Annotated in this window: 22 protein-coding genes; 15 read left to right on the forward strand and 7 right to left on the reverse strand. The window is 40.3% G+C overall.

Translation table 11 applies throughout. The annotated features are described in order from the left end of the window. Nucleotides 1–317: 317 nt before the first annotated feature. The 4 genes from WJR50_RS30680 to WJR50_RS30690 form a co-directional block, all read right to left on the reverse strand. Nucleotides 318–1,907: a SusD/RagB family nutrient-binding outer membrane lipoprotein gene (locus tag WJR50_RS30680; protein WP_341297155.1), complete on the reverse strand. Its 1,590-nt coding sequence runs from the start codon at nucleotides 1,905–1,907 to the stop codon at nucleotides 318–320. A gap of 87 nt (nucleotides 1,908–1,994) precedes the next feature. Continuing rightward, nucleotides 1,995–5,300 (reverse strand): SusC/RagA family TonB-linked outer membrane protein, encoded by a 3,306-nt coding sequence (locus tag WJR50_RS30685; RefSeq protein ID WP_341297156.1) that lies wholly within the window; start codon nucleotides 5,298–5,300, stop codon nucleotides 1,995–1,997. Between the two features lie 609 nt (nucleotides 5,301–5,909). Next, nucleotides 5,910–6,062 carry a recombinase family protein gene (locus WJR50_RS34325; RefSeq protein WP_445223508.1) on the reverse strand — a complete coding sequence of 51 codons (153 nt, stop codon included), beginning with the start codon at nucleotides 6,060–6,062 and terminating at the stop codon, nucleotides 5,910–5,912. A gap of 383 nt (nucleotides 6,063–6,445) precedes the next feature. Further along, on the reverse strand, nucleotides 6,446–7,213 hold the full coding sequence (locus tag WJR50_RS30690; protein ID WP_341297157.1) for a hypothetical protein: 768 nt from the start codon (nucleotides 7,211–7,213) through the stop codon (nucleotides 6,446–6,448). A gap of 313 nt (nucleotides 7,214–7,526) precedes the next feature. Here WJR50_RS30690 and WJR50_RS30695 point away from each other — a divergent pair, with 313 nt between their 5' ends. From WJR50_RS30695 to WJR50_RS30705, 3 genes are all read left to right on the forward strand, one after another. Then, a complete protein-coding gene (locus WJR50_RS30695; RefSeq protein ID WP_341297158.1) occupies nucleotides 7,527–8,117 on the forward strand; it encodes a hypothetical protein in 591 nt (196 codons plus the stop codon). Between the two features lie 141 nt (nucleotides 8,118–8,258). Further along, nucleotides 8,259–10,646, forward strand: a complete 2,388-nt coding sequence (locus WJR50_RS30700) for an ABC transporter permease (protein WP_341297159.1) — start codon at nucleotides 8,259–8,261, stop codon at nucleotides 10,644–10,646. Nucleotides 10,647–10,793: 147 nt separating this feature from the next. Continuing rightward, a complete protein-coding gene (locus WJR50_RS30705; RefSeq protein ID WP_341297160.1) occupies nucleotides 10,794–11,102 on the forward strand; it encodes a hypothetical protein in 309 nt (102 codons plus the stop codon). A gap of 407 nt (nucleotides 11,103–11,509) precedes the next feature. Here the strand turns inward: WJR50_RS30705 and WJR50_RS30710 are convergent, their stop codons facing one another. After that, nucleotides 11,510–12,223, reverse strand: coding sequence for an energy transducer TonB (locus tag WJR50_RS30710; RefSeq protein WP_341297161.1), 714 nt, complete (start codon nucleotides 12,221–12,223; stop codon nucleotides 11,510–11,512). 318 nt (nucleotides 12,224–12,541) lie between these two features. Between WJR50_RS30710 and WJR50_RS34330 the strand changes: the two genes are divergently transcribed. The 4 genes from WJR50_RS34330 to WJR50_RS34335 all read left to right on the forward strand — a co-directional run bounded on the left by WJR50_RS34330 (nucleotide 12,542) and on the right by WJR50_RS34335 (nucleotide 17,297). Next, nucleotides 12,542–12,697: an IS66 family transposase gene (locus WJR50_RS34330; protein ID WP_445223505.1), complete on the forward strand. Its 156-nt coding sequence runs from the start codon at nucleotides 12,542–12,544 to the stop codon at nucleotides 12,695–12,697. 204 nt (nucleotides 12,698–12,901) lie between these two features. Next, nucleotides 12,902–16,741 carry a fasciclin domain-containing protein gene (locus WJR50_RS30715; RefSeq protein WP_341297162.1) on the forward strand — a complete coding sequence of 1,280 codons (3,840 nt, stop codon included), beginning with the start codon at nucleotides 12,902–12,904 and terminating at the stop codon, nucleotides 16,739–16,741. A 150-nt stretch (nucleotides 16,742–16,891) separates the two neighbouring features. Then, nucleotides 16,892–17,143 carry a transposase gene (locus WJR50_RS34395; protein ID WP_510167123.1) on the forward strand — a complete coding sequence of 84 codons (252 nt, stop codon included), beginning with the start codon at nucleotides 16,892–16,894 and terminating at the stop codon, nucleotides 17,141–17,143. After that, on the forward strand, nucleotides 17,061–17,297 hold the full coding sequence (locus WJR50_RS34335; protein ID WP_445223509.1) for a transposase: 237 nt from the start codon (nucleotides 17,061–17,063) through the stop codon (nucleotides 17,295–17,297). Before WJR50_RS34395 ends, WJR50_RS34335 begins: the two co-directional genes overlap by 83 nt. A gap of 248 nt (nucleotides 17,298–17,545) precedes the next feature. On the opposite strand, the gene WJR50_RS30720 is transcribed toward WJR50_RS34335, so the two are convergent. Then, a complete protein-coding gene (locus tag WJR50_RS30720; RefSeq protein ID WP_341297163.1) occupies nucleotides 17,546–17,749 on the reverse strand; it encodes a hypothetical protein in 204 nt (67 codons plus the stop codon). Nucleotides 17,750–17,797: 48 nt separating this feature from the next. On the opposite strand from WJR50_RS30720, the gene WJR50_RS30725 reads away from it, so the two are divergent. The 4 genes from WJR50_RS30725 to WJR50_RS30740 all read left to right on the forward strand — a co-directional run bounded on the left by WJR50_RS30725 (nucleotide 17,798) and on the right by WJR50_RS30740 (nucleotide 19,566). After that, a complete protein-coding gene (locus WJR50_RS30725) occupies nucleotides 17,798–18,079 on the forward strand; it encodes a hypothetical protein (protein ID WP_341297164.1) in 282 nt (93 codons plus the stop codon). A gap of 62 nt (nucleotides 18,080–18,141) precedes the next feature. Next, complete coding sequence (locus WJR50_RS30730; protein WP_341297165.1) at nucleotides 18,142–18,474, forward strand: hypothetical protein; 333 nt, start codon at nucleotides 18,142–18,144, stop codon at nucleotides 18,472–18,474. Nucleotides 18,475–18,624: 150 nt separating this feature from the next. Then, nucleotides 18,625–19,041, forward strand: a complete 417-nt coding sequence (locus WJR50_RS30735; protein WP_341297166.1) for an Xre family toxin-antitoxin system antitoxin — start codon at nucleotides 18,625–18,627, stop codon at nucleotides 19,039–19,041. A gap of 15 nt (nucleotides 19,042–19,056) precedes the next feature. After that, nucleotides 19,057–19,566, forward strand: coding sequence for an RES family NAD+ phosphorylase (locus tag WJR50_RS30740; RefSeq protein ID WP_341297167.1), 510 nt, complete (start codon nucleotides 19,057–19,059; stop codon nucleotides 19,564–19,566). Nucleotides 19,567–19,811: 245 nt separating this feature from the next. Here WJR50_RS30740 and WJR50_RS30745 read toward each other — a convergent pair whose 3' ends face one another. Beyond that, a complete protein-coding gene (locus tag WJR50_RS30745) occupies nucleotides 19,812–20,795 on the reverse strand; it encodes an IS481 family transposase (protein WP_341297168.1) in 984 nt (327 codons plus the stop codon). A gap of 665 nt (nucleotides 20,796–21,460) precedes the next feature. On the opposite strand from WJR50_RS30745, the gene WJR50_RS30750 reads away from it, so the two are divergent. The 4 genes from WJR50_RS30750 to WJR50_RS30760 all read left to right on the forward strand — a co-directional run bounded on the left by WJR50_RS30750 (nucleotide 21,461) and on the right by WJR50_RS30760 (nucleotide 25,375). Beyond that, nucleotides 21,461–22,066 carry a hypothetical protein gene (locus tag WJR50_RS30750; RefSeq protein WP_341297169.1) on the forward strand — a complete coding sequence of 202 codons (606 nt, stop codon included), beginning with the start codon at nucleotides 21,461–21,463 and terminating at the stop codon, nucleotides 22,064–22,066. Nucleotides 22,067–22,709: 643 nt separating this feature from the next. Next, nucleotides 22,710–22,919, forward strand: a complete 210-nt coding sequence (locus WJR50_RS34340) for a PD-(D/E)XK nuclease family transposase (protein ID WP_445223506.1) — start codon at nucleotides 22,710–22,712, stop codon at nucleotides 22,917–22,919. Nucleotides 22,920–23,004: 85 nt separating this feature from the next. Further along, nucleotides 23,005–23,316, forward strand: coding sequence for a PD-(D/E)XK nuclease family transposase (locus WJR50_RS30755; RefSeq protein ID WP_341297170.1), 312 nt, complete (start codon nucleotides 23,005–23,007; stop codon nucleotides 23,314–23,316). Nucleotides 23,317–23,740: 424 nt separating this feature from the next. After that, nucleotides 23,741–25,375 carry a tyrosine-type recombinase/integrase gene (locus WJR50_RS30760; RefSeq protein ID WP_341297171.1) on the forward strand — a complete coding sequence of 545 codons (1,635 nt, stop codon included), beginning with the start codon at nucleotides 23,741–23,743 and terminating at the stop codon, nucleotides 25,373–25,375. The last annotated feature ends 194 nt before the right edge of the window (nucleotides 25,376–25,569 follow it).

The raw sequence follows: 25,569 nt of genomic DNA on the forward strand, positions 1-25,569 counted from the left end.
AAACCTTTTTCCTTTTTCTTGTAATAGTTGTGCAACATGAATATCATTCAACCTCAAGCCTGGCAAGAATTGGTTCGTTTTCTTGCTGCTCTGAGCATGAAAATAGATAACCGAAAGAAAAAGTACAGTTCATTGTAGTCCTCCACTCGCATTGGTTGTTAGGTTGCTATAGAATAGGAAAGCGGAGCAGAAATGCTTCTACACCGCTCCCTGTAGGATGGGTTACCTTATTCTATTGCTATCCTCTGTTACATATGTCTAAACCCCGAAATTCAAAATTTAGGATGACTTATATTTTTACAGTAATTGAGATTATATCAGTTTAGATCCCAAAACAGCGGATTATTTAAATCGTCATCAGCAGCTATTCTGGCATAATTTGCTTCATTGAAAGTTTGTTCAGTACCAGGAATATTGAAACGAACTGGAGGTAAAGTTTGAATATTGTTATTATCAGGTTGAAACACCAAATCAATTTTATCCAAACGTCTAAACTCTGCCCAATTTTCATAAGGTTGAATGATGTTGTAGTGAACCCACTTTTGCGTGGCGATAAGTTCAAGTTTTTCATCACTTGTAGTAGCGGCATCCCAGTTTACTTCAGCTCCAGCCAGATAGGTGGATATGTCTTCAGCAGTTGGCGTTGTGGGTGCAGGAGCAGGGCCGGGATCATTAGTTACAGCTCTGATCCTTACGTAATGATCTACTGAATTAATGACAGACATCTCATATGAGGCTTTGGCCATGGCATCATCACCTGACTTCAAATAGTATTCTGCCTTATACAAGTCAACTTCAGCAGCATTAATAATCAGTCCCGGAAAATACCGATTCCTGGCGTATGTACCTCTGTTAAACTGCGCAATTAAACCTTCACTTACCTCATTAGCTATATCAACAGCATCAGCAAGCTGATCAATTCCGTTATAATCCCCTTCAGCATTTTCTCCCGGTTCCCAGATATATGGTAATCGGGGATCGCCTGTACTGACCATCTGATCGAGAAAGGTTTGTCCCGCAAAGCTTGAATACCATCCTTCGGCATCATTCTCAAGTGTAGTTAAATTTGAATTAATGGGTGTCCCAAAATCCACAACATCAATCTGAATGTTCTGATCATTGTTCTCAACTACCGGGTAATTCGCAGGATTACCTAATATCTGACCAATTTCAGAACTTGCACGAGTACTGAATTCAGGAACATCCTGAACCCTGGTGAGCATTCGTAACCGAAGAGAGTTGCAATACCTACGCCAGCTATCAACATCACCATCGTTCACATAGTCCTGAATGGTAAAGGAAGACTGAACAGTAGCAGCCAAGTCCACAGCATTCATGTCATCAGCGATAGTAGCCAATTCATCCAACATATAAGTGTAGATAGTGCTGGGATCGTCAAATTCCGCTAACGAAGCCACATAATCACCATTATTTTGGCTTAGTTTTCCAGCTTCCAGGAATGGAATTGCACCATACAGGTCAGTGATTCGCTGGGTATAATCATACATGTAAACCTTAGCAGCCAGCATAAAGATTTTCTTGTTGGCCTGCTCAGTTTCTGTTGAGTTATTGTAGATTTTTTCAAGCTCTCTAAACTGAAACAAAGTCCCGTAGTAATTGCTCCAGACCGCATCAGAACCAGACGATGGAGGTATATATTGATTGGGTTCATTTTCCCAACCGATTATCTGCATATAGCGGTTTAAACTGGTTCTTAGCACGACAAAATAATTCCAATATTGTTTTAAAACATATTCCCTATTTTGGAATAAAAAACCTGTGAACTGGCGGTCAATTGAAGTATTTGCCAGCTTACCAGGATCTACATATGCCTCCTCAAAATCCGTTTCGGTACAGGAAAAAAGGACTGAGAAAATGATTACTGTTACTAATAATATTTTTTTCATGTCTATATAGTCTTTTATTTAATGTTTGCATAAAATTTTTCCCTGATGCTTTCGGGACTAATTTTATGCAAATTAAAATGTTCATAATTAGAAGCTGGCACGTAATGTGAATCCCATAGATCTAAATGCCGGATTGTTACCAGCAGTATTGATGTTTTGATACCACCGGGTTCCTGCAGTAGTTTGCTCGGGATCCAGATCTTTGATCGTTCTGTGCAGAAAGAACAGGTTTCTACCAAAAACTGAAACAGTCAAGTCCCTTGCACCAATCTTCTCAGAAATAGATCTGGGAATCGTGTACCCTAAAGAGAGCTCACGCATCTTGATGTAGTTATTCTTGTTAACATACAGCTCGTACCGGGATGATCCATACTGTGGACCACCCCAGTTGTATGTACTTGCATAATACAGGGACTGAGGAATCACATTCGTATTTGGTTCTCCACTTTGCAACACACCTTCTAGCAATATACCATCTTCGTATACATTTTCGCCGTTTGGTCCATTTGGCCCTGTAGCCGCGTCAATCTGAACACCTTTTCCGTTTTCATCAATATAGTAGGTAAGACCTCCACGCTCAGCATTCATTCCATTCAGACTTTCTTCAAGCAATCCACGACTGATCATCCAGTATATACCTGTAGGCATGATGCTGGATCCAAAACTAAAGTCCATGAGAACATTTAAATTGAATCCTTTATACGAAATATTATTGATGAAACCTCCTATCACATCGGGCATAGCGTTTCCTGAGTTGATCCACTCATCTCCATCCAGCTGATATAATCCATTATCCTGTACAATCCTATTGCCATTGTCATCTGTTTCAACCGGGTGTGTATAGATGTCTCCCATAGGACGGCCTACTACTGAACGTACCTCAGCCGCGTTACCATCATAGTTCGCGTGAATGAGTTCGGTTGAATTATTTGCCAGTTTTTCTACTTCGTTGGTATTTCTGGCCAGGTTCAACATGACATCCCAGTTAAAAGCACCATTGTTGATTACTTGAGCATCAATCGCTAACTCCATTCCCTGGTTCCTTAGAGTACCAATGTTGGTCAGGATAGCTCCGGCACCTGTACTTTGAGCAATATCTAGAGGAAGTATCTGATCCCTGATTTGGGCATTGTAGTAAGCGAAGTCAAACCCTATTCTGTTGTTCAAGAATCTTCCTTCTAAACCAATTTCAAATTCATACTTCTGTTCCGGTCTGATGAGATCATTTCCAAATGTGCCTCCCGGGATAAAGGTGTACAGCGGAGAAACTCCAGAAGCCTGTACGCCGAGCGTGTTCTGCGTGTAGGCTACATTGGCTTCGTATACACCGGGGTAGTTACCTACCACACCATAACTTGCTCTTAGCTTAGCGAATGAAACACTGGCAGGTAGGGATAATAGCTCAGAGAATATAAAACTGGAATTAACTGAAGGATAAAAAAATGAATTGTTATCCGGGTTCATAGTAGAGAAGCGATCTCTTCTTCCTGTTCCTTCCACATACAGAAAATCTTTTAAGTTAAACGTAACTGTTCCAAAGTAGGCATCATTCACACGATTGACTCTTCTCAAACTAGTATTTGCCTGGTTTAAAGATGAGCTTAGATCAAAAAAGTTCTCTGTTGCCAGACCGCCATTAGTTCCGGAAGACTGATAGACTTCTTCTTCAACTCTTGCTGAGTATCCAGCCATGGCTGTGATTGACAAATCTTCCGTGATCTCACCATCATAAGTAAGCAATGCGTCTCCGTAGAGGTTGGTTAATCTGTTTTGATCAATACTAAAACCTCCAGAGTTGCCTATTACTAAAGGCACAGTTGTAGCATTTTCATTCCGGAATGTTTGTGAAGTGAAATCATTGGCTAGTCGGCCTCTCAAACTCAAATTATCAGTGAACTGGATAGTCTGAGTTATACTGGCCAGAACCCTGTTATCGGTTTCAAATGACTGGTCCCTGTTTACCCGCCATACATAGTCAGCAATATCACCCCTAAATGGTTGATAAATAATATTCTCATCAGGAGTGGCACTCTCCTGAGTCCCTGTTCTGAACCGATAACCTAGACTGGTTTGGTAATTATCAAAGTACCATTCTGCTCGCTCAAAACGGTCCATCATACCAGTAAAATTGTTGATCATTCGGTCAACTTTGTAAGGTCTGTTCTTGGTGTACTGGTTGATGTACTGCACGGAAACATCCGTCTTTGACCACTCAGCCAAGTTAAAGGATGCATTCAGATTGAAGACATTTCTCTCATTCTTAGATCCAAAACTAATCATCTGGTTATCCTGACGTGTGTAGGAAAGTCTCATGTTAGCCTTTTCATTCGCTGCAGACAAGGCGACATTGGTCATTTGAGAATTTGCATTCTGAAAGAGGTCTGCATAAGAACTATTTGAAGCAGTGTAAGGAACAATCTCGCCTGTCCAGGCACGTACTGGCTCACCGTCAAATACTGGCCCATAATTTCGTGAATCATTCATCAGATACCGGTTACCTTCACCGTCATCGATAAAACCATCAAGACCCTGGCCAGCATCAGTCCAGGATAGTGGTAGTCCTGGACCTCTTACATTTTGATACCTTGGTAAGTAAGCAATCCTGTCATGCGTATAGGAAGTAAAAACCTCTACGCCAAGGCCCTGTGTTCCTTTTCCTGATTTGGTGGTGATCATCACGACACCATTATTGGCTTCAGAACCATAAAGCGCAGCTGCAGATGCTCCTTTTAGAATAGTAATGTCTTCAATATCAGCAGGGTTCAGGTCATTCAGACCATTACCTCTGATTCGTTGATCGTTCCAGTAGCTACCGTTGTTGAACTCACCACTTCTGATGGGTACTCCATTAAGGACAATCAAGGGCTGAGTATTACCTGTAATAGAAGCAAAACCTCTGATATTAAAACTGATACCAGAAGTAGCTCCACCAGGAGTAGACTGAATCTGAACTCCGGGTGCTCTGCCATAAAGAGAAGCGCCAAGCGTTGGTACGGCTGTTCGGTTAATATCTGCGGATTCAATCGTACTTACGGCATATCCGGTTTTCCTTTTGTCTTTCTCAATACCGTAAGCAGAGACAATCACTTCTCCTAATTGTTGAGAACTAACAGCAAGTGAAACATCTACTACTGATTGATTATTGACAGGAACATCTTTGGTCTCATATCCAATAAATGAAAATGTTAAGGTAGCATCATCTTGAACGCTGATGGAATAATTACCATCACTGTTTGTGACCGCACCTTGCTGAGTACCCTTAACAATCACGTTCACGCCTGGCAAGGAAGACCCATCATCGGCGCTGGTGACCTTTCCGCTAACGGTACGTTGTGCAAAAGCAACACTTACCGTGATAACGAAGAATAACAATGTGGTTAGAGCTTTTCTCATAGTAAAGAGTAGTTATGTTTGAATATTAAAGCTGTGGGATAGCTTTATAATATTATTATATTAGAATATGAGAACCTATATTTTTCTGTCATTTTTACTTTCTCTAAGAGAAAATTTTTCCTTAACTCAATAACTTTTTATCTATGCTTGAGTCACGATGACCATTATAGCAATAATGATAAATAAAGGATTATTGATAAGATTTGCTGTGCAGTGTAGGGCAGTGTGAGAGAAGATAAGTACATGTGCAAATTCTACTTGTCAATATGTCTTTCCATCTGAGCAAATATCATGAATTTTTCTCTTCAGCTAGGTTTTTACGCACGATCTTGTAAAGAGTATACTTAGAGATGTTACACATTTATAACATCTCCGGGATTTCAGAAATACTATGATCTTTATCATGGTAAAGTTTGACGAGTAACTTTTGCTTCTTTTTATCAAGTACAAGAGGACGGACACCCATTCCTCATGTAACTCTTGCTGACAATAAGCCATCCTGAGTTTTTCACCGGATTAAGTACTGAGAGGAGAACTTCTTTCAAATTCAGCAAAAGTCCAGAACAAAGACTGGGCACCCCCTAAAATTGAGCTTTCATCCGGAAGTAGTCAGGGCGACCCAGTAGTATCAATAGATTCCTGAAAGCTCTTAAATGCAATACCTACAATTTCCAACCTGGTCACCAGTTCAATCAAATTCCAAAAGGTTCTTCTGAGACGATTTAGTCTCCAGACTACCAAATTGTCTCCTGCTCTTTCAATTTAACTAGTCCTGGCAGCTAGGTTCTGGCAAACGAAATAGAATCTTCAGGTTTTGATCATGGTTTGTGACTTTTCAATACCAAAATATAGAGGTACGTTTCAAAAAGGTCAAAATTTGTAAACTCATGCTCATTATGGCCATTTAGTACTATAAATAATGGGCTGGGTTTGGGCATTTAGTAACTAAAATTTTTGAATCAAATTAATAAATTAGAGTAGGAGAGTGGATATTAATAAGCTTTTTAGGATGATCTCTTTGATTGCTATAGTTTTCTAAGCACTAAGCCATCTAGCAACCAAGAAAATGCAATCTACATTCAGACATAACCTAACCTAATCTGATTTATAATGCGAAAGTAAAAGCTTTTCAAGTTTTCATCCTTTTACCACTGGGCAAATAAACTGGCCTCTAGGGTTTGGTTAATCTTGATGTTGTCTAATGTATATTCTTCGTAACGCTCGCCCTCCCGGTAAGAACTGATATTGTGAGGAATGAATAAGCCGTCTACTTTCTGATAGTCATCATACATCTTGTATCTGTCTATTCTCTCCTCATGGACAAGGGCATATACCCGATAAGTTTCAACATCCATGTAAATTAAAGTCTTTCCTCCTAAGGGTAATCCATTTGTGATCACCAATTTATGGCATAGTTTACCGTAAGCCTCCATCTGACCTTGATATACCACTCTACTATCTTCATAGGCGGAAATAAGTAGGGGAGTAGGCCCTAACAAATAAGTTGAAAAAGTAAATGCATGTATTGCTTTGACACGCTCAAGATCAGACTCTGGGTATACTAGTTCATGTTTAGAACGATAGCTGTAAAATTTGGCTTCTTCATGGTTGACGATAATGGCAGTGCTAAGTTCACCTTCACTATACACATTTCCTCGAAATTGATCAGGGTACTGATAATAGTTCGTTTGATTTTTTGGCATTTGGTCGCCTAAGAATCTGCGATGGGGAGGCATATCAATAGGAATCGCCCAATAAGACTGTTCAGCGTAGCAAGTCTTAATTTGTTGCCAGGCCTGCTGTCCTCCCATGGCCTCAAAATGATGATGCAAAATAGTATCCAAATTAATATCTTGTGCTGGGGATAAGCTAGTAATAAACACCGCTAGGATGAGAAGCAAAGAAGGTTTCATAGTTATGTAGGTTGGTATAAAAAGATTAAAAAAAAGTGATCAGATGAAACCACCATCATCATTTTTTCCATTCGGTTCTCTATAGCTTTGACAAGCCAGTTCCACCCACTATCTCTGCATCTGATGCAAGAATAATCTCACTTATCATGCCAGCCTGTTACGTTATGAAAAGTATAGTAGAAGAGGCTGTGTTTAAAAGTTTTTTTTTTAGGAGTACAAGGTATTGACTTGTCTCGTTCTAAAGCATAATATTTTTTTAAAATGTATTGATCAAATACCTTATATTAAGGAAGTTTCAACTGACTTAATACGCATGGAGATTCAAGAAAAATCAGAAAATGGTCTCACTGAAAAGGAGGTCTCTTTAAAAAAGAAAAGAAAGATTAAAGGTAGTAAATGGAGAAAATCCGATAAGCTTATTAGCCTGATTGCTTTGTTCATTAGCCTGGGAACCTTTGTCACCTTTGCTTACCAGAATTATCTGATACAAAAGCAGCAGTACCGAAGTGTGATGCCCTACTTGATGACTAATAAATTCACTGGGTATGATGATAATCAGCAAGCGCTAACAAATATTTATATTTCTAATAATGGTGTAGGGCCAGCTTTTATAGAGGAAATAGAAATTAGGTATGAAGGGAAAGTGTATCATAGTGTTGGGGAGTTTTTATATAAGGGAGTTTATGCTACTATTCCCATTAAAACTGGAATGACCGAGATCATATCAGGATATGCAATTCCATCCGGTGAAGGTGTTACATTTTTAGACTCCAATGATTCAACTGCAGCAAAAGTTTTGAATGAAGTGTATACGAAAATGGAAATGAAAGTCACTTACACTTCCTTATATGATGAGAAATGGTCTATATCTTCAAAAGATTTGAAACCTGTGCAGTTAGATTGAATCACTTTCAAGTGTCCGATACCGGTCAGTATTGTCCATTTTTAAACAATTAACTTACTAGAAATCAGCTCAATTTCTATCTCAACCCAACTGGCATAGTTATTTCCAGTAGATAGTTATGCTAACCTTAATTTTTTAGTCATGCTCAAAAATTTTCTCACTGTTGCTTTAAGAAACTATTATAGACGCAAAGTTTACTCAATAGTAAATTTGACGGGGCTTACCTTAGCACTCACCATCGCAATACTTGCCATCCTTTTCATTAGGCATGAAATGAGTTATGACGCTTGGATGCCCAATCAAAAAAATATTTACAAGGTATACAGGCAATGGGGTAACTCAGGAGGGACTTCTTATACTCCGATTCCTTTGGCTGAAACTTTGGTGAATGAATTCCCTGAAGTGCAGCATGCCACAAGAATAGTGGAAGGAGAAAATGTGCTGCTTACCTATGATGATAAAGCTTTTTATGCACAAAAAACGGTTTTCACCGATAGCAGCCTGCTCAAAGTATTGCCCCTGAAGCTCAAGTATGGAAATGAAAAATGGGCTCTGGATCTGGCACATGCGGTTATCCTGAGTGAACAGGCAGCTGAGAAGTTTTTTGGGGATGAGAACCCGGTTGGAAAAAGCATCAGAATCAACAGCGAGATAGACCTTATGATTTCTGGAGTGTTAGCCCCCCCAGCGGGTAATACCCACCTGGATGTGGATATTTACTTTACAGCCCCGGAGTTTTTTGCTTCCACCTCCTGGACAGGGAATAACCCGGCTACCTATGTTAGCTTAAATCCTGAGTCTGATACGGAATTGCTGGAAACCAAGATGACAGATAGGCTAAACCAGTATATACAGAAAGAAATAACAGATTTGGGGATCAGCTATGAAAAGTTTCCCAACTGGAAGTTACAGCCCATGGCTGATATACACCTCAATCAGGCAGATGTATCAGGTCCTTTACAAGGAAAAGGGAATATCAGTAGTATGTATGTCATTGCGCTGGTAGCTTTGGTAATCCTGATTCTTGCCAGTATCAACTATATGAATCTGGCCACAGCACAGGCCAGTCAAAGAGCCAAAGAAGTTGGCGTAAGAAAAGTAACAGGAGCCAGCAGCCACTCACTGGTTTGGCAGTTTCTTTTGGAAGCCATGCTGCAAACCCTGCTTACTTTACCCCTGGCAATACTGCTGGCTGATCTTTTATTGCCTTCTTTTGAATTTATCATAGGCAGAGAACTGTCTTTCTCTTTAGACATATTGACGGACCTAATTCCCTATCTCTTGCTTACTGTGTTGTTCTTAGGCCTAATATCAGGTAGCTATCCTGCTTTCTTTTTATCCGCATATAAGCCTGCTGAAGTGTTGAAAGGTAAGGTTCTTCGCAAGAATAAAGGGAAAATGCTACAAAATGCGTTGGTGATTACTCAGTTTTCCGGAGCCATGGTGGCTGCTATTCTCATGTTCATCATATACCAGCAGGTAGAGCATATGCAAAATAAAGAACTGGGATTTCAGCAGGATCAGGTTGTGGTAGTACCTATCAACACTGCAGATGGTGGAAAGAGGATTGCTGCACTTAAGCATCAGCTACTCCAAAACTCCAAAATAGAAAGCATAAGTACATCTACCGCGCTGCCTGGTACAGCTATTTCTGATTATGGGTTTGACATATCAGGGATAAGTGATTCCAAAAGCGTGGATATTTTGTTTACTGATACAGACCTTGCCCAAACCCTGGGTTTGGAAATGACTGAAGGCCGGTTTTTTTCAAAGGAATTTTCTGCTGATACAGTGGATGCGTATGTGGTGAATGAGGCTTTTCTCAAAGAGTTTGATATCAAAGACCCTATCGGGCATCAGATAAAATTCAGTGGCGATTACAACAGGCCTTATGGAACCATCATCGGTGTAGTGAAGGATTTTCATTACCAAAGCCTGAAGCATAGCATCAGCCCTCTGGCCTTCAGGGCAACTTACAGATACACAGGGCAACCTTACTATGCATCTATCAAAGTGAGTGCAGATGATATCGGCAGTACCATATCTGTGATAGAAGGTTTCTGGAAGAATATTGAACCTGAGCATCCATTCCGTTATTCATTTCTGGATGAAGATTTCTCTGAACTTTACCTTGAGCAGCAACGGCTTGGTAAAACACTTTTGTATGCTTCATTGGTTGCAATTCTGGTAGCAACCCTGGGGCTGTTTGGTTTGGCTTCTTTCCTGGCAGAACAACGCACCAAAGAGATAGGTATTCGGAAAGTATTAGGAGCAAGAGTAAGTCAGATCGTATACCTGCTGGGAAAAGACTTTCTTATCATGATTTGCATCGCTGGCGTGGTAGCTACTCCCATTGCTTTCTGGTTGGCTCAGCAATGGTTATCCTCTTTTGCTTATCAGACACCGCTTAGTCTACTGCCAGCTCTGATTGTCATTGTCTCTGCACTTATGGTTACACTTCTCACGGTTTGCTCCAGAGGTATCTATGCTGCCAAAGTAAATCCTGTGAATAGTCTGAGAAATGAATAGAAGTGCAAAAAGGGCTTTTTACGAAGGGTACCATGATAATTTCACGGATTAATTGACAAAAATGTTTGAAATCACTTAATATTTAAGTACAATTACTAGTAATGATATAATGCTTCTATAATTTTATTAGTGTAAATTATCACAATAGTGTTCAGGAGATTAGCAATTTTAGTATTAGTAATTGTTCCATGTGTAGGCTATGCCCAAGAAGGGCTTGGATATAAAAAGAGCGGGCTCAGAGTGGAGTATGGTACTTCTGCTTTTAGAGTGGACACTGCCAGTGGAACTTATTTTGATGGGGCATGGAGCCGACAACTTTCTAATAGAGTAGGGATAGAAATTGTTATTAATCATTTTGATATTTCGGAGGTAGATAGGTCTACTGTCTTTAATGAAACTTTTGGCTGGGGGCAGAAAGCAATATTATTTATCACTTCATTAATAAGCAAAGAGTAAAGTTCTATATAGGGGGAGGGTTGCAAATCTCTCGCTTAGTCTATCAAACTACAACCGGTCCCAATGCTACAGCTACATTCAGAAAACGAAACTCAGACACACCAATATTACAGCTAGATGAAAACTCTTCAGGAAGCTATAATTCCGTTGCGCCTGGAGTAACCTTACTGGCAGGCATGAAATTAAAGATTGTGGATAACTACTATCTGAATATTGAACCGGTTTTATTACCACCCCCAGGGCCAGTACTAAATACTTTGCGTATAGGATTTGAAGCTCGTTTTTAAGAATAGTCTTAGAACTGGCGATTATATCCTAAAAAAAGTTATCAAAAATATTCATATAGATAGTTCATAATCAGGTTATTATGCTTGCTAATAACTTTTCAGAAATCATCATTTTTAGTCTCAACTCTCATGACAATACTGTGCTTTTAGTTCATCAGTAATTTTAACACTCAGGATTTCCTGTAGCTTGTAAAGCGTATCACAAACCTGATCATTTTGCCCCAGATTGGCATAAATTGTGGCTCTGTTCAAATGCCAAGTCTTTTCAAAAGGATCCTGTCGGATTAATTCGTTGATATAGAAAAGTGCCTTCTTAAAATTTTCTTTTTCAAAGTGTTTATACATTTTTTCAATAAGCTTTTCTCTTCTAAGATTGGGAGGTCTTTCCCCATAGCCTACAACAGATATTTCTTCCATAAAATGACGTTGATCATAAGGTGTCCTCAATGCTATGATACCCTCAATATTGAAACTGATAAGAAAGAGCATTTTGAGAGTATGAGTAAGATGAGAGGTATCTGGAAGCCAGTTGTTTTCTACACTCTCAAAGGCATTTTCTATAGCTTCTTCTATGCCATAACCCAGGGGGTTTAAAAACTCTATATTTTCATAAGTACCATCAGTTTCTACAGTCAAAGCGACTATAGCAGTGCCCGTTCTTCCTGCTTGACGTGCCTCTATGGGATATAGCAAAGTTTGACTTATCTGAGAATAAAAGGCTTGTGCTCCTCCTTCAAACCGTTGTTCAGGGAATTGCTGCACCTGAAGTGCCGGGCTCTGTGCAAGCAAACAGGATGATTGTATCAAAAAGAAGAGTAATAGAGCATTTTTCATGGTAAAAACTGCTAAAAGGCTTAATTTATCATACATTTTGTGAGGGTAGTATTTCAAGGAGACACTATTAAATATAGATAATCTTGAGTAGAATGCTTATAAAAAATCACATCAATCTAACTGCTATTACCTAGAGAAATAAGTATCCTAAGGATACACATAAGTAAAGCATGTGAAATACACATGTTCCAATGTTGCCTACCAAATAATTTAAATGAATTTTATAGATATAAAATATGCTGAGAAAAGTGCGCTATGTAAGGCAAGAAAATCAAGCTTACCTCAGGGTTGGAGTAAAATGGCTCATTAGATAACACTGTGCTCTTTGATTATCAGCACACCCGAGCGGAAAAGGCTATTCTAAGTATGCTCAAGAACTTCATTGGATATCTACTGTCTGACGGCTACACTGTCTACAAGAAGACCGCTAAGAGAGCAGAAGTCACTCAGCTTGTCTGCTGGGCTCACACTTGACGAGAGTTTGGAAAAGCATTACATAAATGACAAAGCAAAAGCTCAGATTGCTTTACCACAGGTACAGCAGCATTATGCTGAAAGAGCTCAGGTGATGTAACCATATTACCAGACATTGAAACATATGTCTTATTATATATCCTGCTCGTCTCCTAACTTTCAGCTAGCTGAACTTTATATCCTACCTATCTTAAATATAGCATCATGGAACGCCCAAAAGAAGTTATTCACACTACAACAGGACTTTTTCACTTACAAGGCATTTACTTTCGTCTACCAGGCTTTGTCCTCTTCATTTTTTTAAGCTTCCTATTTTATTCACCTTCCTATGGACAGGAAGGTATGGTGTATGAGAAGACAATTCAGGTTGATGGAGTAGAACGCGAATATCTTCTATACGTGCCCTCAACTTATTCTGGACAGGAAGAATGGCCCTTAGTGTTAAATTTCCATGGTTTTAACAGTGGGCCCTCACAGCAATTGGAAATCTCTCAGATGAATGCTTTAGCTGACGCAGAGAGTTTCCTGGTTGCCTATCCTCAGGGATTGCTGGTAACAATTTCGGTGCTCAGCGAAACGGGTCCTGGTTGGTTTATACCAGTTCCTGAAATAGAAGCAGAGGAAAATCAGGATGATCAAGCCTTCGTAGATGGGTTAATTGACCTACTGGATGATGAATTTAGTATTGATTTATCCAGAATACATGCTACGGGTTGGTCAATGGGCTCAATGATGTCGTCTTATCTGGCGTGTGCTTTATCAGAAAAAATTGCCTCAGTTGGCGGAGTAGGAGGGGCTATACCGGAATTGGCCATAGCAAATTGTGACTCTAATCGGCCATTTTCTGTACTTTCAATACACGGAACAGCCGACCCGATAGTTCCTTACGAAGGAGTTCCTGATTTCATTCCTCCTGCAGATATAGCATCAGCGCTTTGGGCTAACCAAAACAACTGTGAACAAGAGCCAATCATTACTGAATTACCTGATGAAGATACGGAAGACGGAAGTACTGTTACACGTTTTGATTATCCCAATTGTGATGAAGATACGGAAGTAGTATTGTACCGAATTAATGAAGGCGGACATACCTGGCCGGGGGGAGGTCCTTTACCTGAATTTCTAGGCAACATCAATAGAGATATTAATGCAAGTGCCATTATTTGGGACTTTTTTGAGCGAAATCCTCATCCAGATTTAGTACCCATTCCTTCAGGAGAAGTTTACAAACGCAATATTATTCTGGGGAACACTATGCGTGAGTATTTATTATATGTTCCTGCCGCATACGATGGTCAGGAAGACTGGCCCCTGGTACTTAATTTTCACGGTTTCAACAGCGGACCGGAACAACAAATGGCTTTTTCTCAAATGAATTTAGCGGCTGATGACGCTCATTTCCTGGTGGCTTACCCGGCAGGTTTAACGGTCAATAACCCCCTATCGGATCAACAAGGCCCTGGTTGGAACGTGATTAATGCTACTCTTTCAGATAATGATGATATTGATTTTAGCCGTAAGGTAGTAGAACATATTGCTGCTGACTACCAGGTTGATCACTATAAAATACATGCCACAGGATTCTCAATGGGGGCCAGTATGGCTTACGAAATAGCTTGTCTGGCTCCTGATCTCATCGCGTCAGTGGCTGCCGTAGGTGGGACAATGGATCAGACGATTATTAATCGGTGTGAACGGGACAAACCAATATCTTTGCTTCAGATTCACGGCACAGATGACCCAATTTTACCTTTTGACGGAATAGAAGTAGGGGGAGCTGTCTTTCCTCCTGCTCCTGAAACTGCCGCTTTTTGGGCTGAGCAAAGTGATTGTGAGCTGGAACCCGAGAGCGAGGATTTACCGGATAATGATACAAACGATAATAGTACTGTTACCCTATTTGTGTACCAAAACTGTGATGACTCCGAAGTACTCTTTTATCAAGTAAACGGTGGCGGGCATAGCTGGCCGGGAGGTAGCGAATTTCCCGAATTTGTCGGCGCGGTGAATAGAGATTTTAATGCCAGCGAGGAGATTCTGGCTTTCTTCCAACGTAATCCCCACCCTGACCTGGCTGATGGAGGGCCTGGGGAGTTGCATGAATATAGCTTTATGCATGATGGTATAGAACGCAACTATTTACTCTACGTTCCGGAAGATTATGATGGGCAGGAAGACTGGCCTTTGGTGATGGTTTTTCACGGTTTTCGTATTGATGGCAAGTTCCAGATGGAAGTTTCTCAGATGAACCCGGTAGCGGACAAGGAGAAATTTTTGATAGCTTACCCGGAAGGCTTACCTGTTCTGTATCCGCTTACCGGCGAAATTGGAACCGGCTGGATAATCCCTGGTGCTTGGGAGCGCGAGGAGCATCAGGACGACATTGGCTTTGCCAGTAAAGTCATTGATGATGTCAATGATCAATACAATATTGACCTGGCCCGTGTTCACGCCACCGGGTGGTCAAACGGAAGCCACTTTTCGTTTTACCTGGCCTGCGAATTATCCGACCGAGTTGCCTCGGCCGGTGGCGTAGGAGGACATACGACTTACGCACTGCAAAGCAGTTGTAATGCCGAACGACCGGTTTCTACTATTCTCATCCACGGCACGGATGATATTTTAGTACCGTACGAAGGTATTCCTGACCTTTTCCCGCCCATACCCACTACGCCCGAATATTGGGTATCTCAAAACAACTGCTCACCAGAGCCAACCGTCACCGAACTGCCTGATATAAATACTGAAGACAACAGCACTATTACCCGGTACCAATATACCAGCTGCGACGATGAAACTGAAATGGATTTTTATGTAATGAACGATGGCGGGCACACCTGGCCCATGGGTGGCTGGCCGGATAGCGAAAGATGGGGAAACGTATGGCCAGAGTTCTTAGGTCCGGTCAACCAGGATATCAACGCTAGTCAGGTTATCTGGGATTTCTTTGAGCGAAATCCCTTTCCGGCCCCTTCTATTCACCAACTTACTTTGGTAAATGCTAAAACCGAAAAGGATATCCAACTACTGCAGGATGGCAATGTGCTGGATCTTTCGGAGCTCCCCCGGGCGCATTTAAACATCCGCGCCGATGTTTCCGGTTGTGTGAGAAGCGTAAAATTTGAACTTAATGGTGAAGAATTTAGTGTTGAAAATTTTGAGCCTTATGCCATGTTTGGAGATCAGAATGGGGACTATCGTTCTGGAAAATTTAAGCCAGGTCACTATGAGCTTAAGGTGACTCCTTACACTGCATCCGATGCAAGGGGAGATGCAGGACAAGCACTTAAGATAAACATACAGGTAGTAAAGAGTAACACTGTGGCTGACATAGTAAAAAGGAGTTCAGAGTATTCTATATTGTTGGAGGCCCTGAAGAAGTCCAGATTACTAACTCAACTTGATAGCGAAGGACCATATACACTTTTTGCTCCTGATGATATAGCCTTTTGGAAGGCATTTAAGGTATTAGGCATCAAAGGTGTTGAACAGATCCCTGATTATTTGCTTAGGAAACTATTGATGTATCACCTGGTTAATGACCAGATACTCACCGCAGATATTTCTGATGGTCAGGAACTAAGTTCGTTACTGGGTTTACCGCTCACCTTAAGCAGGAATCAAGAATATATATTTGTCAATAATGCATACATCACAAAAGCTGACCAGGAAGCAACAAATGGGGTAGTACACACTATCAGCGATTTGATACTTCCTGATGTCAATGCTTTACTCTTCGGACTTGAAGCTTTGCTAGAAGATAGAGAAGCTGCTATAGCCTCGGTAAATAAGCAGGTTCTGGAAATTATAGCATCACCCAATCCTGGAGCTAGAGAAGTCAGCATAATAACTCAAGGTATGGTGGGAAAGAAGCTTACAGTAACCATAGTAAACTATTCAGGGCTTCAAACTAAGCAGTTGGAGTATGACTTGAGTAGAAAAATGGAAGAAACAAGGTTAGATTTTACGGATTTCTCAAAAGGTATGTATATCATCCATGCCCAAGTTGGTCATTTACAGAAAGACTTCAAGGTGATGCGTTGATAATTGATGTTAACTATTCTCTAAGATCAATAATGCTGAGAATTATCAGCCCTATTATTCTCTAATGAAGTAGGTGAGGTAGTACGAAAAAGGTCCGTGGCTGTTGCACAACAATTTTCTACATTAGATGAATGATTTTTATCTTTATCTATGGTAGGAAAAAAGATATATGAGCAAAGAACTCTTTTCTCTTTTTCTCTAGAGGAACGGGTTCCTAATGATAATCTATACAGAAAGTTGAAGGAGGTAATAGATTGGACCTTCCTTTATAAAGCTGTTAAACCTCATTACGGAACATGTGGACATCAAGGTTGCCACGGTGGCCATAGATCCTGTAATCTTCTTCAAATTCATGCTTATCGGTTATCTAGAGAATCTAAACTCAGATCGGGCTATTATTAGAACAAGCGAATTGAGGCTAGATATTCTCTATTTCTTAGGCTACAACCTAGACGGTCCCCGCGGGATGAGAACTTGCCTTGGCATAGCACATTGTCACGTACTAGGCAACGTCTTCCGAGTGAAGTCTTTGAGAAATGCTTTGAGCAGGTATTAAAGCTCTGTGTTGAAGCTGGTTTGGTGGAAGGTGGCCGGCACCCGGAGAAGTGCAAGCGATTGACGCAGCTTATGTGGGGGCAAATGCCTGCTTAGAAAATATGCAACCTAAAGATGTGCACATAGAATGGTATAAGAACGTTCAGGTATTCAAAAACGAAAATCAGTTAACTTAAAAAAGAGCATCTCTAAAGATGCTTTACAGGCGCTACCTAAGGAAAAGAAGCGTCTACGTTTCAACAAGACACATTATAGCCCTGCTGATCCTGATGCTCGCATAGCCAAAAAGAAAGGCAAACCTTGCAGATTATACCACTTGTCAAGTTTGTCTGTGCCCGGCACCCGGTTGATACTTTCCGACATGTAATTACCGGGCCCCGGGGGCTCACGTTCAGTCAGATTTTGCTGATGAAAAAGATTCTCGGCATTTAATTGATATTGTTGACCAAACAAAGCAAAAATTAAATGACTTAGACCGGAAAACACACAAAGTCTTAGCAGATGGATAATAGTGAAGCCCAAGACCCACAACTGGATTTCATTTATAGCGATATATCCGCTTTAAAAGCTGTATCCTTTAAGACCTTTATGCGCGACTGTGAGAAGATAAAAGGAAATGATGATGAACTGTGGTCTTTGATTGATGAAGAAAAGAAAAAGGTTCATGTTTTTTTACATGAGCAATATGATAATGTTATGGCCACCTATGATCCGAAGGTCGTAAAGTTTAAAAAGAAAAGGCAAGTTATTATATCTGATAGAGCTGCTAAAGATTTATTGTAAGGATGTATTAATACAGAAAAGTAGGTATGGCATACTAGGATCACTCTATCTTTCTGAAAAGGATGAGCTTAGGCCTAAGTAAGGGTTGGGGTTTGATTGAGCGCTACTCAAAAGACATAGGCCTAGCCCTTGACAGAAGCTTGCCGGGCTATAAAGGGGACTTGAGTAAATCACAGATCAAAAAGCTAAGAAATGATTCATGTACATTCATTAGCGAGGCTTTTAAAACTGAAATAGAAGGCAAGCTTCAGGAAATGAATATTCCGGAGGTAAGTATTCAGGTTCAGGATTTTAAAGACTCAGATTCTGATCCTTTCATATCTGCACCTGCAGGAATTAGAACAGTATTTATGCGCTCCTCTTCTGGTAGGAACAAAGTCCTTTTTACAGTATAGCTCACCAGAGACACATAACGATACTTTTCTTTGCCTCGTTTGGTGGTGTAATGTTGCCAATGCCAGATATTTTCGTTTTTTTTTGATAAATATCAGAAGATTCCGTTTCTAAACCGGAAAATTCCGTATACTTGATTAAAGATTGAAATCATGGCAGTACAACATAAAGATATAGAAGAGTTATTTGTAGTAAAAGACAATCTTAGATTGGTTTTCTTGCGTGATGAGGGGGTGGATGTACAATATTTTGGAGCTCTTCAGTCTCACGCTAGTCTTCCTAAAGCGGCCTTGGCCCATTATTTAGGAGTTGACCCTACCACAGTGGATAACTACCGGAAAAATAAGAAAAAGTTTACGGGAGATTCAGCAGAAAAGCTTCTTAAACTTCATCGTCTTTTTGCGTTAGGAGAGGAGCTATTTGGTTCTATAGAAGAGTTTATGGACTGGCTTCATATGCCTTCCCCTGGACTTGAAGGTCAGAAACCAGCAGATATGTTACACTCAATTACAGGTATAGGAGAAATTGAAAAACAGCTTAATCGTATCATTCATGGTTATGTTGCTTAAGCAATAATTTCTTCTATGCTGCTGTACAGAATCATTTTTGCTAAATACGCTGAGTCCAAGTTTGCTCCGGGAGATGCAGGACGCTGGAATGAAGAAGGCCAGAGAGTACTTTATACCAGTACTAGCCCTGCACTTGCGATGTCCGAAACCATGGCTCATCGCTTAGGTCAAGGTTTTCTTTCTGCAGGATATAGCCTCATCACATTTGAAGTAGATGACAATATTGCCATTGAGGAAATCAAAAGGTCTCAACTACCAGAGGATTGGCGCTTGTACTCAAGCTATTCCATAAGTCAACCCTTAGGGTCAGCATGGTTTAAAAGGCAAGAAACATTATTACTACGAGTACCTTCTGCTGTAGTACCAAATGATTACAATGTAGTAGTAAATGCTACTCATCCTGATTACGACTTACTTAAAGAGATAAGCAGAGAGGCCTTTCCTTTTGATGATCGTTTCATACAGGCAGATCAGGAATTGAAAGAAAGCCGTACAAGACAATACAGAAAGAATCGTAGTAAATAGTACCTTTTTGCATGCCATGCTGAATAGTCCTGGAATGACTTGACAGATTTGAAGGGTTTAAAGGTAGTTGATTAATTTGTGATGGCTCTATAGATACGCTACACTTTCCACGTCATTGATAATTGCATTTTGTATAGTCAGGTAAAGTAAAGAATTATCCGCAACTCCATGGCAGCAGTTGTAACTTATTTGATGCATTTTTTTAGGTATGCACCTCTTGGAATGCTCAGTGGTGTAGATGTTGTCTATTTGGCTGATTTTCTCTTTCTTTTTATTTGTCCAAGCTTTTTGGCCCAGAGGTAATTCTGCTCCAAAATAGGCTCATGATCTGGGTCATATTTGTCTATGACATCATCCCAAAAAGGAGTCATAGATGATTTTTCAGAGATTATGTCAATAGGCGTTTTGCCCTGTAAAGAACTATGAGCCCGGAACCAGTTATAGTGGAATTGCCACTCTTCCAAACGATCATTGAGTTGAGGGTCCTTCAGGTTGGCCATGATGTAGAATTCTTGGAGGTCCGTATGATGGCTCCGCTCTACTTTTCCATTTAAATGTGGAGACCGAGGCTTGATAGGCCTGAATTTGATACTATACCTTTTCATCTCTTCCTGGAATACTACTCCAAAGAATTCTTTGCCTCTGTCAGTTTGAATGGTCTGAATAGGGAAAGGCATCTGTTCTATAATCCGCTCCAGAAAATTGACAGAGTTTTTAGCTGTCCTTCTCTTGTATGTATGCATAACCCTAAAGCGACTACAGTCGTCCACTGCTGTATACTGGTAAATGCCGGTGTCTATTTTACAAACATCTATCTGTACTCTTTCACCTGGAATATTCTTGGCATAACGTTTAAAGGACTGGGTTTTTCTATAGCGCTTTAGTAGTCTTCTGCCATACCTTTTCAAAATCCTCTCTACTGTTGAGGGAGATATCTTAATTTGATGATGCTGCAAAAGATGTGAGCATATTCTGATCTTCCCAAACCTATAAGTGTCTCTGATATCCAGTATCAAATTTATTACTTCATCATCCCACTTCTGTCTGGCCAATTTGTGAGGTCTCCGGGAGCGATCTGCCAGTCCTTCTTGGGGTAAACGTTTGAGCCAACGTTGAAGAGTTGATCGGGCAATACCACATCTTTGAGCTGCCTTGCTTATGGAGCCCAGATCTTCATAAGTTCTAATCCAGACTGCTCTGGCTTTTTGCTTTTGATCTGCTTTTTTCATGGCAGTAGCGGCAAAAAAAGGCTGTGGAATTATGGATAACTTTAACAAGTTACCCACAATCCCACAGCTTAACAATTGCAATTTTCTAAGTTTGTATCATTAGCCCTGACTGTAGCGTATGTCTTGAACCTTCACAATTAATTGTACATTATTAAGAACTTGTCTTTTCTGGTTTAACTTCATTTCAAAAATCTGCTCTTGTAGCTCATTTTTCCCTCTCCCATGCTGGCTTATCCTGCAATGAGTCAACAAATAAAAATGATTTTCAGGGAGGAAAAAGGCATTTTGCTATATTTTCCTAAGCCACACGATTTAAGAATAGACCTAAATATCAATACTCCGTAGAGATTTTGGGTTTGAAGAAAATTAAAAAGGTGGAAGCATAGTTTTAGGGTTGCGAGACCTTAAACGACAACTTCCACCTATGAATGTAGAAACACTCACAAGATTAATATTGAATAAAATGCTGGACATTGGCAATCGGACCGCCGATGCGGTGGCAACGAGATTTTATGATACATCTAATGCCTTTATTGCTGACCATTCGTGGTCGCCACAACTTTGAGAATCTTGCCTGATACGGTTCTTTTAACGAAGCGACCTATCGCGTACGTTATGAAGGCAGTTTTGCTTTTGAGCAGTTTAATGAAGAACTGATTCTATCCTTGCCCGAAGAAGAGCGCATCATCGCTTTTGATCCTAGCTACCTGCCTAAAAGTGGTAAGCATACCCCCGGGGCGGGTTACTTCTGGTCAGGGTGCGCCAATGCGACCAAGTACGGTTTGGAAATCAGTGGCCTTGCCAGTGTTGGCTTGGAAAGTCGTACGGCCATGCATTTATACGCTAAGCAGACCATTGGTCAAGACCAGTATGATTCACTACTGGACTATTATGCCAGTGTAGTGCTAGATCAAGCTGATAGATTGAAAGCGATTTCCGATATTTTTGTAGCGGACGGCTATTTTTGGCGTAGGCCGTTTGTGAATGCAGTAACTCAGGCAGGCTTCAGGTTCATCAGCAAGTTGCCTGGCAACGCGGTATTACAATATCCTTATCTGGGCCCGAAGCCTAAGCGAAGGGGCAGACCTCCTAAGTACCAGGGCCGGGTGGACCGCCTCAATTTAGACAGCGCCCACTTTACTCCATGTTTACAAGAAGACAACCTAATAGCCTATGAAGGCAAGGTCTACATTAAAGCACTGGACCGTCTGGTCAAGTGCGTCATTGTGCACCTAACCGCGCGGCGGCCGCCAAAAAGGATGGAACCTTAAGGGCTGAAGCTTTCTTCGCTACTGATCCCGATATGGATGGGGCCAAAGTATTGGAATGCTATCGCTTACGCTTCCATATCGAGTTTCTCTATCGTGACGCAAAGCAGTACACCGGTCTTACTCAATGCCAGGCTCGAAGTGAGCAAAAGATTCATATACATGTCAATGCTAGTCTCACTGCGGTCTCGCTGGCCAAAGCCGCACATGCCTGGCCGCAGGCAGGCAGGCCAAGAAAACCTTTCTCACTCTCAAGCATCAAAACCCAGTATTTCAATCGCGCGGCGAACCGTGAACATCTACTACACAGATTTTTTTGCGAATTCGGGATGAATACCGAAACTCACATAAATTCGCAGCAATACCACAAACTGTACAACTATGGTTGTATTGCCGCTTAAAATTCTACAAACTATTGAAATATAGAAATCATAAAATATTTATTTTTAAAGATGAATAACAAAGAAAAATACATCCATCCATTTTTCTTAATCAAGAACTATTTGATAAGAGCAAAAAATGGATCTTACTTTTTAAATCTTAAAATCTTTGCATAACATAATCTGAACGAAAAGCCATCTTTGATCTATACTGTAAGAATTAAAAAGGGTAGAAGTTCATTATAGATCTATAGAATGTAAAGCAGTTGTATTTTAAAGATAGAAGTATCTTCTATTCAACCTTTCCTATCCAAAGTCAGGCTCCCAAAGGCAAAGATTGGGATTATTATTTGAATGCGGTTAATACTGTGGGCATCCTCAATTTTAGTTTTCCAGATCAGAGTCAAAAAAAGCGGTTTAAAAGAGAGATACAGCTAGTAGATAAACAAAGCTATGAAGTATTTTCGATAAGTTAACATTTATTTATCTAGAAGTTACCTCCGTGAAGTGTCTAAATTCTGTGAGGAAGAATAAGATTTTGAAAGTCACTTTGGTAAGTGGATGCATGTATTAAAGAATCTGCGTCGTTTGCAGAAAATACACGTTAAATTAAAGGAAAGGATATTTAAAAAACTGTTTAGTGATGCAGAAATAGCGAAATTAAAGCCAGAAGAGATGAAAGCATACGAAGAAAGTTTAAAGACCTACCGTGATCAATATAGTGTAATAGAGACTGCAAGAAATGAAGGAAAAAATGAAGGTAGAGAGGAAGAAAAAATTGCTATTGTGAAACAGATGAAAAAGTATGGTGACCCCATTGAAAAAATATCAGCAATCACAGGTTTGACTAAAGAAGAAATTGAAAAACTGTAGTTCAATTTTTCACAGATATTCATACTTTGTTACCAGCATAAAATGCCTTTAAAGCGTTAAATTTAATTAATGTTAACGCTTTCAGGGGTAGGAGAGAGGATGGTTAACATATAAGCGATTATTACACTTTCAAGAAGAATTACTCAGTCACATCAGGCTTTTTTACCCTATAAGCCAAAATGTCAAAGCACCTCTATCTTCCATGCACATACTGGGAGGCCAGATCTTCTCTGGTGAAAACTTTCCTACTCTATTTCAATAGAGTAGGGGGGCTATGCAAATCAACATATAACATACTCGTGTAAGGTAAGGTGAAGATGGTCAGGCATAAATTTAGCCTGTAAACGCTACTTTCATAGTCTTAAGTTATGGCGTATAGCCTACCGTAATGTTGTGTATACGCCATTAAAACCCCTTCTAGAGAATGTCAGAGCCCATTAGCGTAGAAAGTATGGTACATAAGGGAGAAAAGCGTATCAAACTGATACTCCCTTATCAGCAAGCGTATATAGATAAAGTCAAACAGATTGAGGGCAGAAAATGGAGTCAAAGTAAGAAGTGCTGGCATATACCATATAGCAAAGCAAGCTTTGAAGCCTTAAAAGTCCTCTTTGCTGGTGTAGAGATCAGAGTACTGGAAAAAGACAAGCCTGAAGCCTCTATTGCTAAAAAAGAAGAGTCTCATCCAACGGAAGTTATAACAAAACAGGACAGTAATCAGGTCAAATTGGTCATTACCCCTAAAAAACTCTTTGTTCAGCTACCCAAACAAGAGGCGGACATTAAGTTTTTAAGAAGCCTGCATTATGCCCGTTGGAATACCCGTACTTATCTATGGGAGATAAGCAGAAGTGAACAAAACCTGCAACTACTTCGCAATTACTTTTCAACTCGTCTTGAAGAACAGGAACTCTCCTCACCAGAGAGCCTGATTGTAGAAAAAAAGAAGCATTACCGCCCTCATGAGCTTACCATAGCCAGTAAGGAAAGACGTTTGCGGTTGATGTTTGCCTATGATCAAAAGCTCATCACTTATATCAAAAAGCTGCCTTACCCAAAATATGATGAGAATAACCGATGGTGGAGTGTAGCAGACACCCCTATGGTAAGAGCAGATTTAGAAAAATACTGTCAGGATCACGGTTGGCAATTTCACTTCACTGAAATAAGCCCTTCTGCCCAGCGTAAAGCCAAAATCTCAAAATCGGATGTGCCAAACTACAAAAGCTGTCCACAGATTATGATAGACCAGCTCAACATGAAGCGCTATAGCAATAGTACCATCAGGACCTATACCAGCATGTTTGAGGAGTTCATTAACTATTATCCTAGCCTTTCAGCCGAAGAAATTACAGAAAAAGAGATCATAGCCTTCCTGCGTTACCTGGTGGAAGAAAGACAAGTATCCACTTCTTATCAGAACCAATCCATTAATGCAATCAAATTTTACTACGAACAAGTCTTAGGAGGCAGAAGGAAGTTCTATTTTGTGGAAAGACCGGTTAAAGAACGAAAACTACCGGTAGTACTGAGTGAAGCAGAAGTAGCCAGAATCTTTGCCAGTGTTGACAACCTCAAACATAAATGCCTGTTGATGTTGATCTATTCCGCAGGTCTGAGAATTAGCGAAGCTTTAAACCTGAAAGTCAAAGATCTGGACAGCAAACGCATGCAGGTAAGTGTACGCAATGCCAAAGGAAAAAAAGATAGGGTAAGCCTGCTGTCTAAGAGTATTTTACCTATCTTGAGAAGTTACTACCAGCTGTATGAGCCCAAAGAATACCTTTTTGAAGGAGCAGAAGGAGGAAAGTACTCCTCCAGAAGTGCGCAGAATGTATTGAAAAGAGCATGTGCTAAGGCAAAAATTCAAAAAAAAGCTACTTTGCATACCTTGAGACACTCGTTTGCGACACACTTGCTTGAAAAAGGTACTGATTTAAGATATATTCAGGTGTTATTAGGACACGGAAGTAGTAGAACAACGGAAATTTATACGCATGTGAGTACTAAAGCATTAAAGGACATACAAAGTCCGCTGGATAGTCTTACTTTGGAATGAAAACAATATAATATGAACCAACATACCTACTCTAACCTCTGTAAAAACTCCATATTTGAGCAAAAAACAGGATAGTAGGTATAGTGGATATAACCGCCATATGGCGTATCCACATTCGTTGTGCACAAGCTAAAATTAGAAAATGTCCTTGCGAACGAAATCCATTGAAGAATTAGAAAACGATTATTGGAAGG

This window comes from Catalinimonas locisalis, from assembly GCF_038039535.1.
In the GTDB taxonomy this organism is placed as follows: domain Bacteria; phylum Bacteroidota; class Bacteroidia; order Cytophagales; family Cyclobacteriaceae; genus Catalinimonas.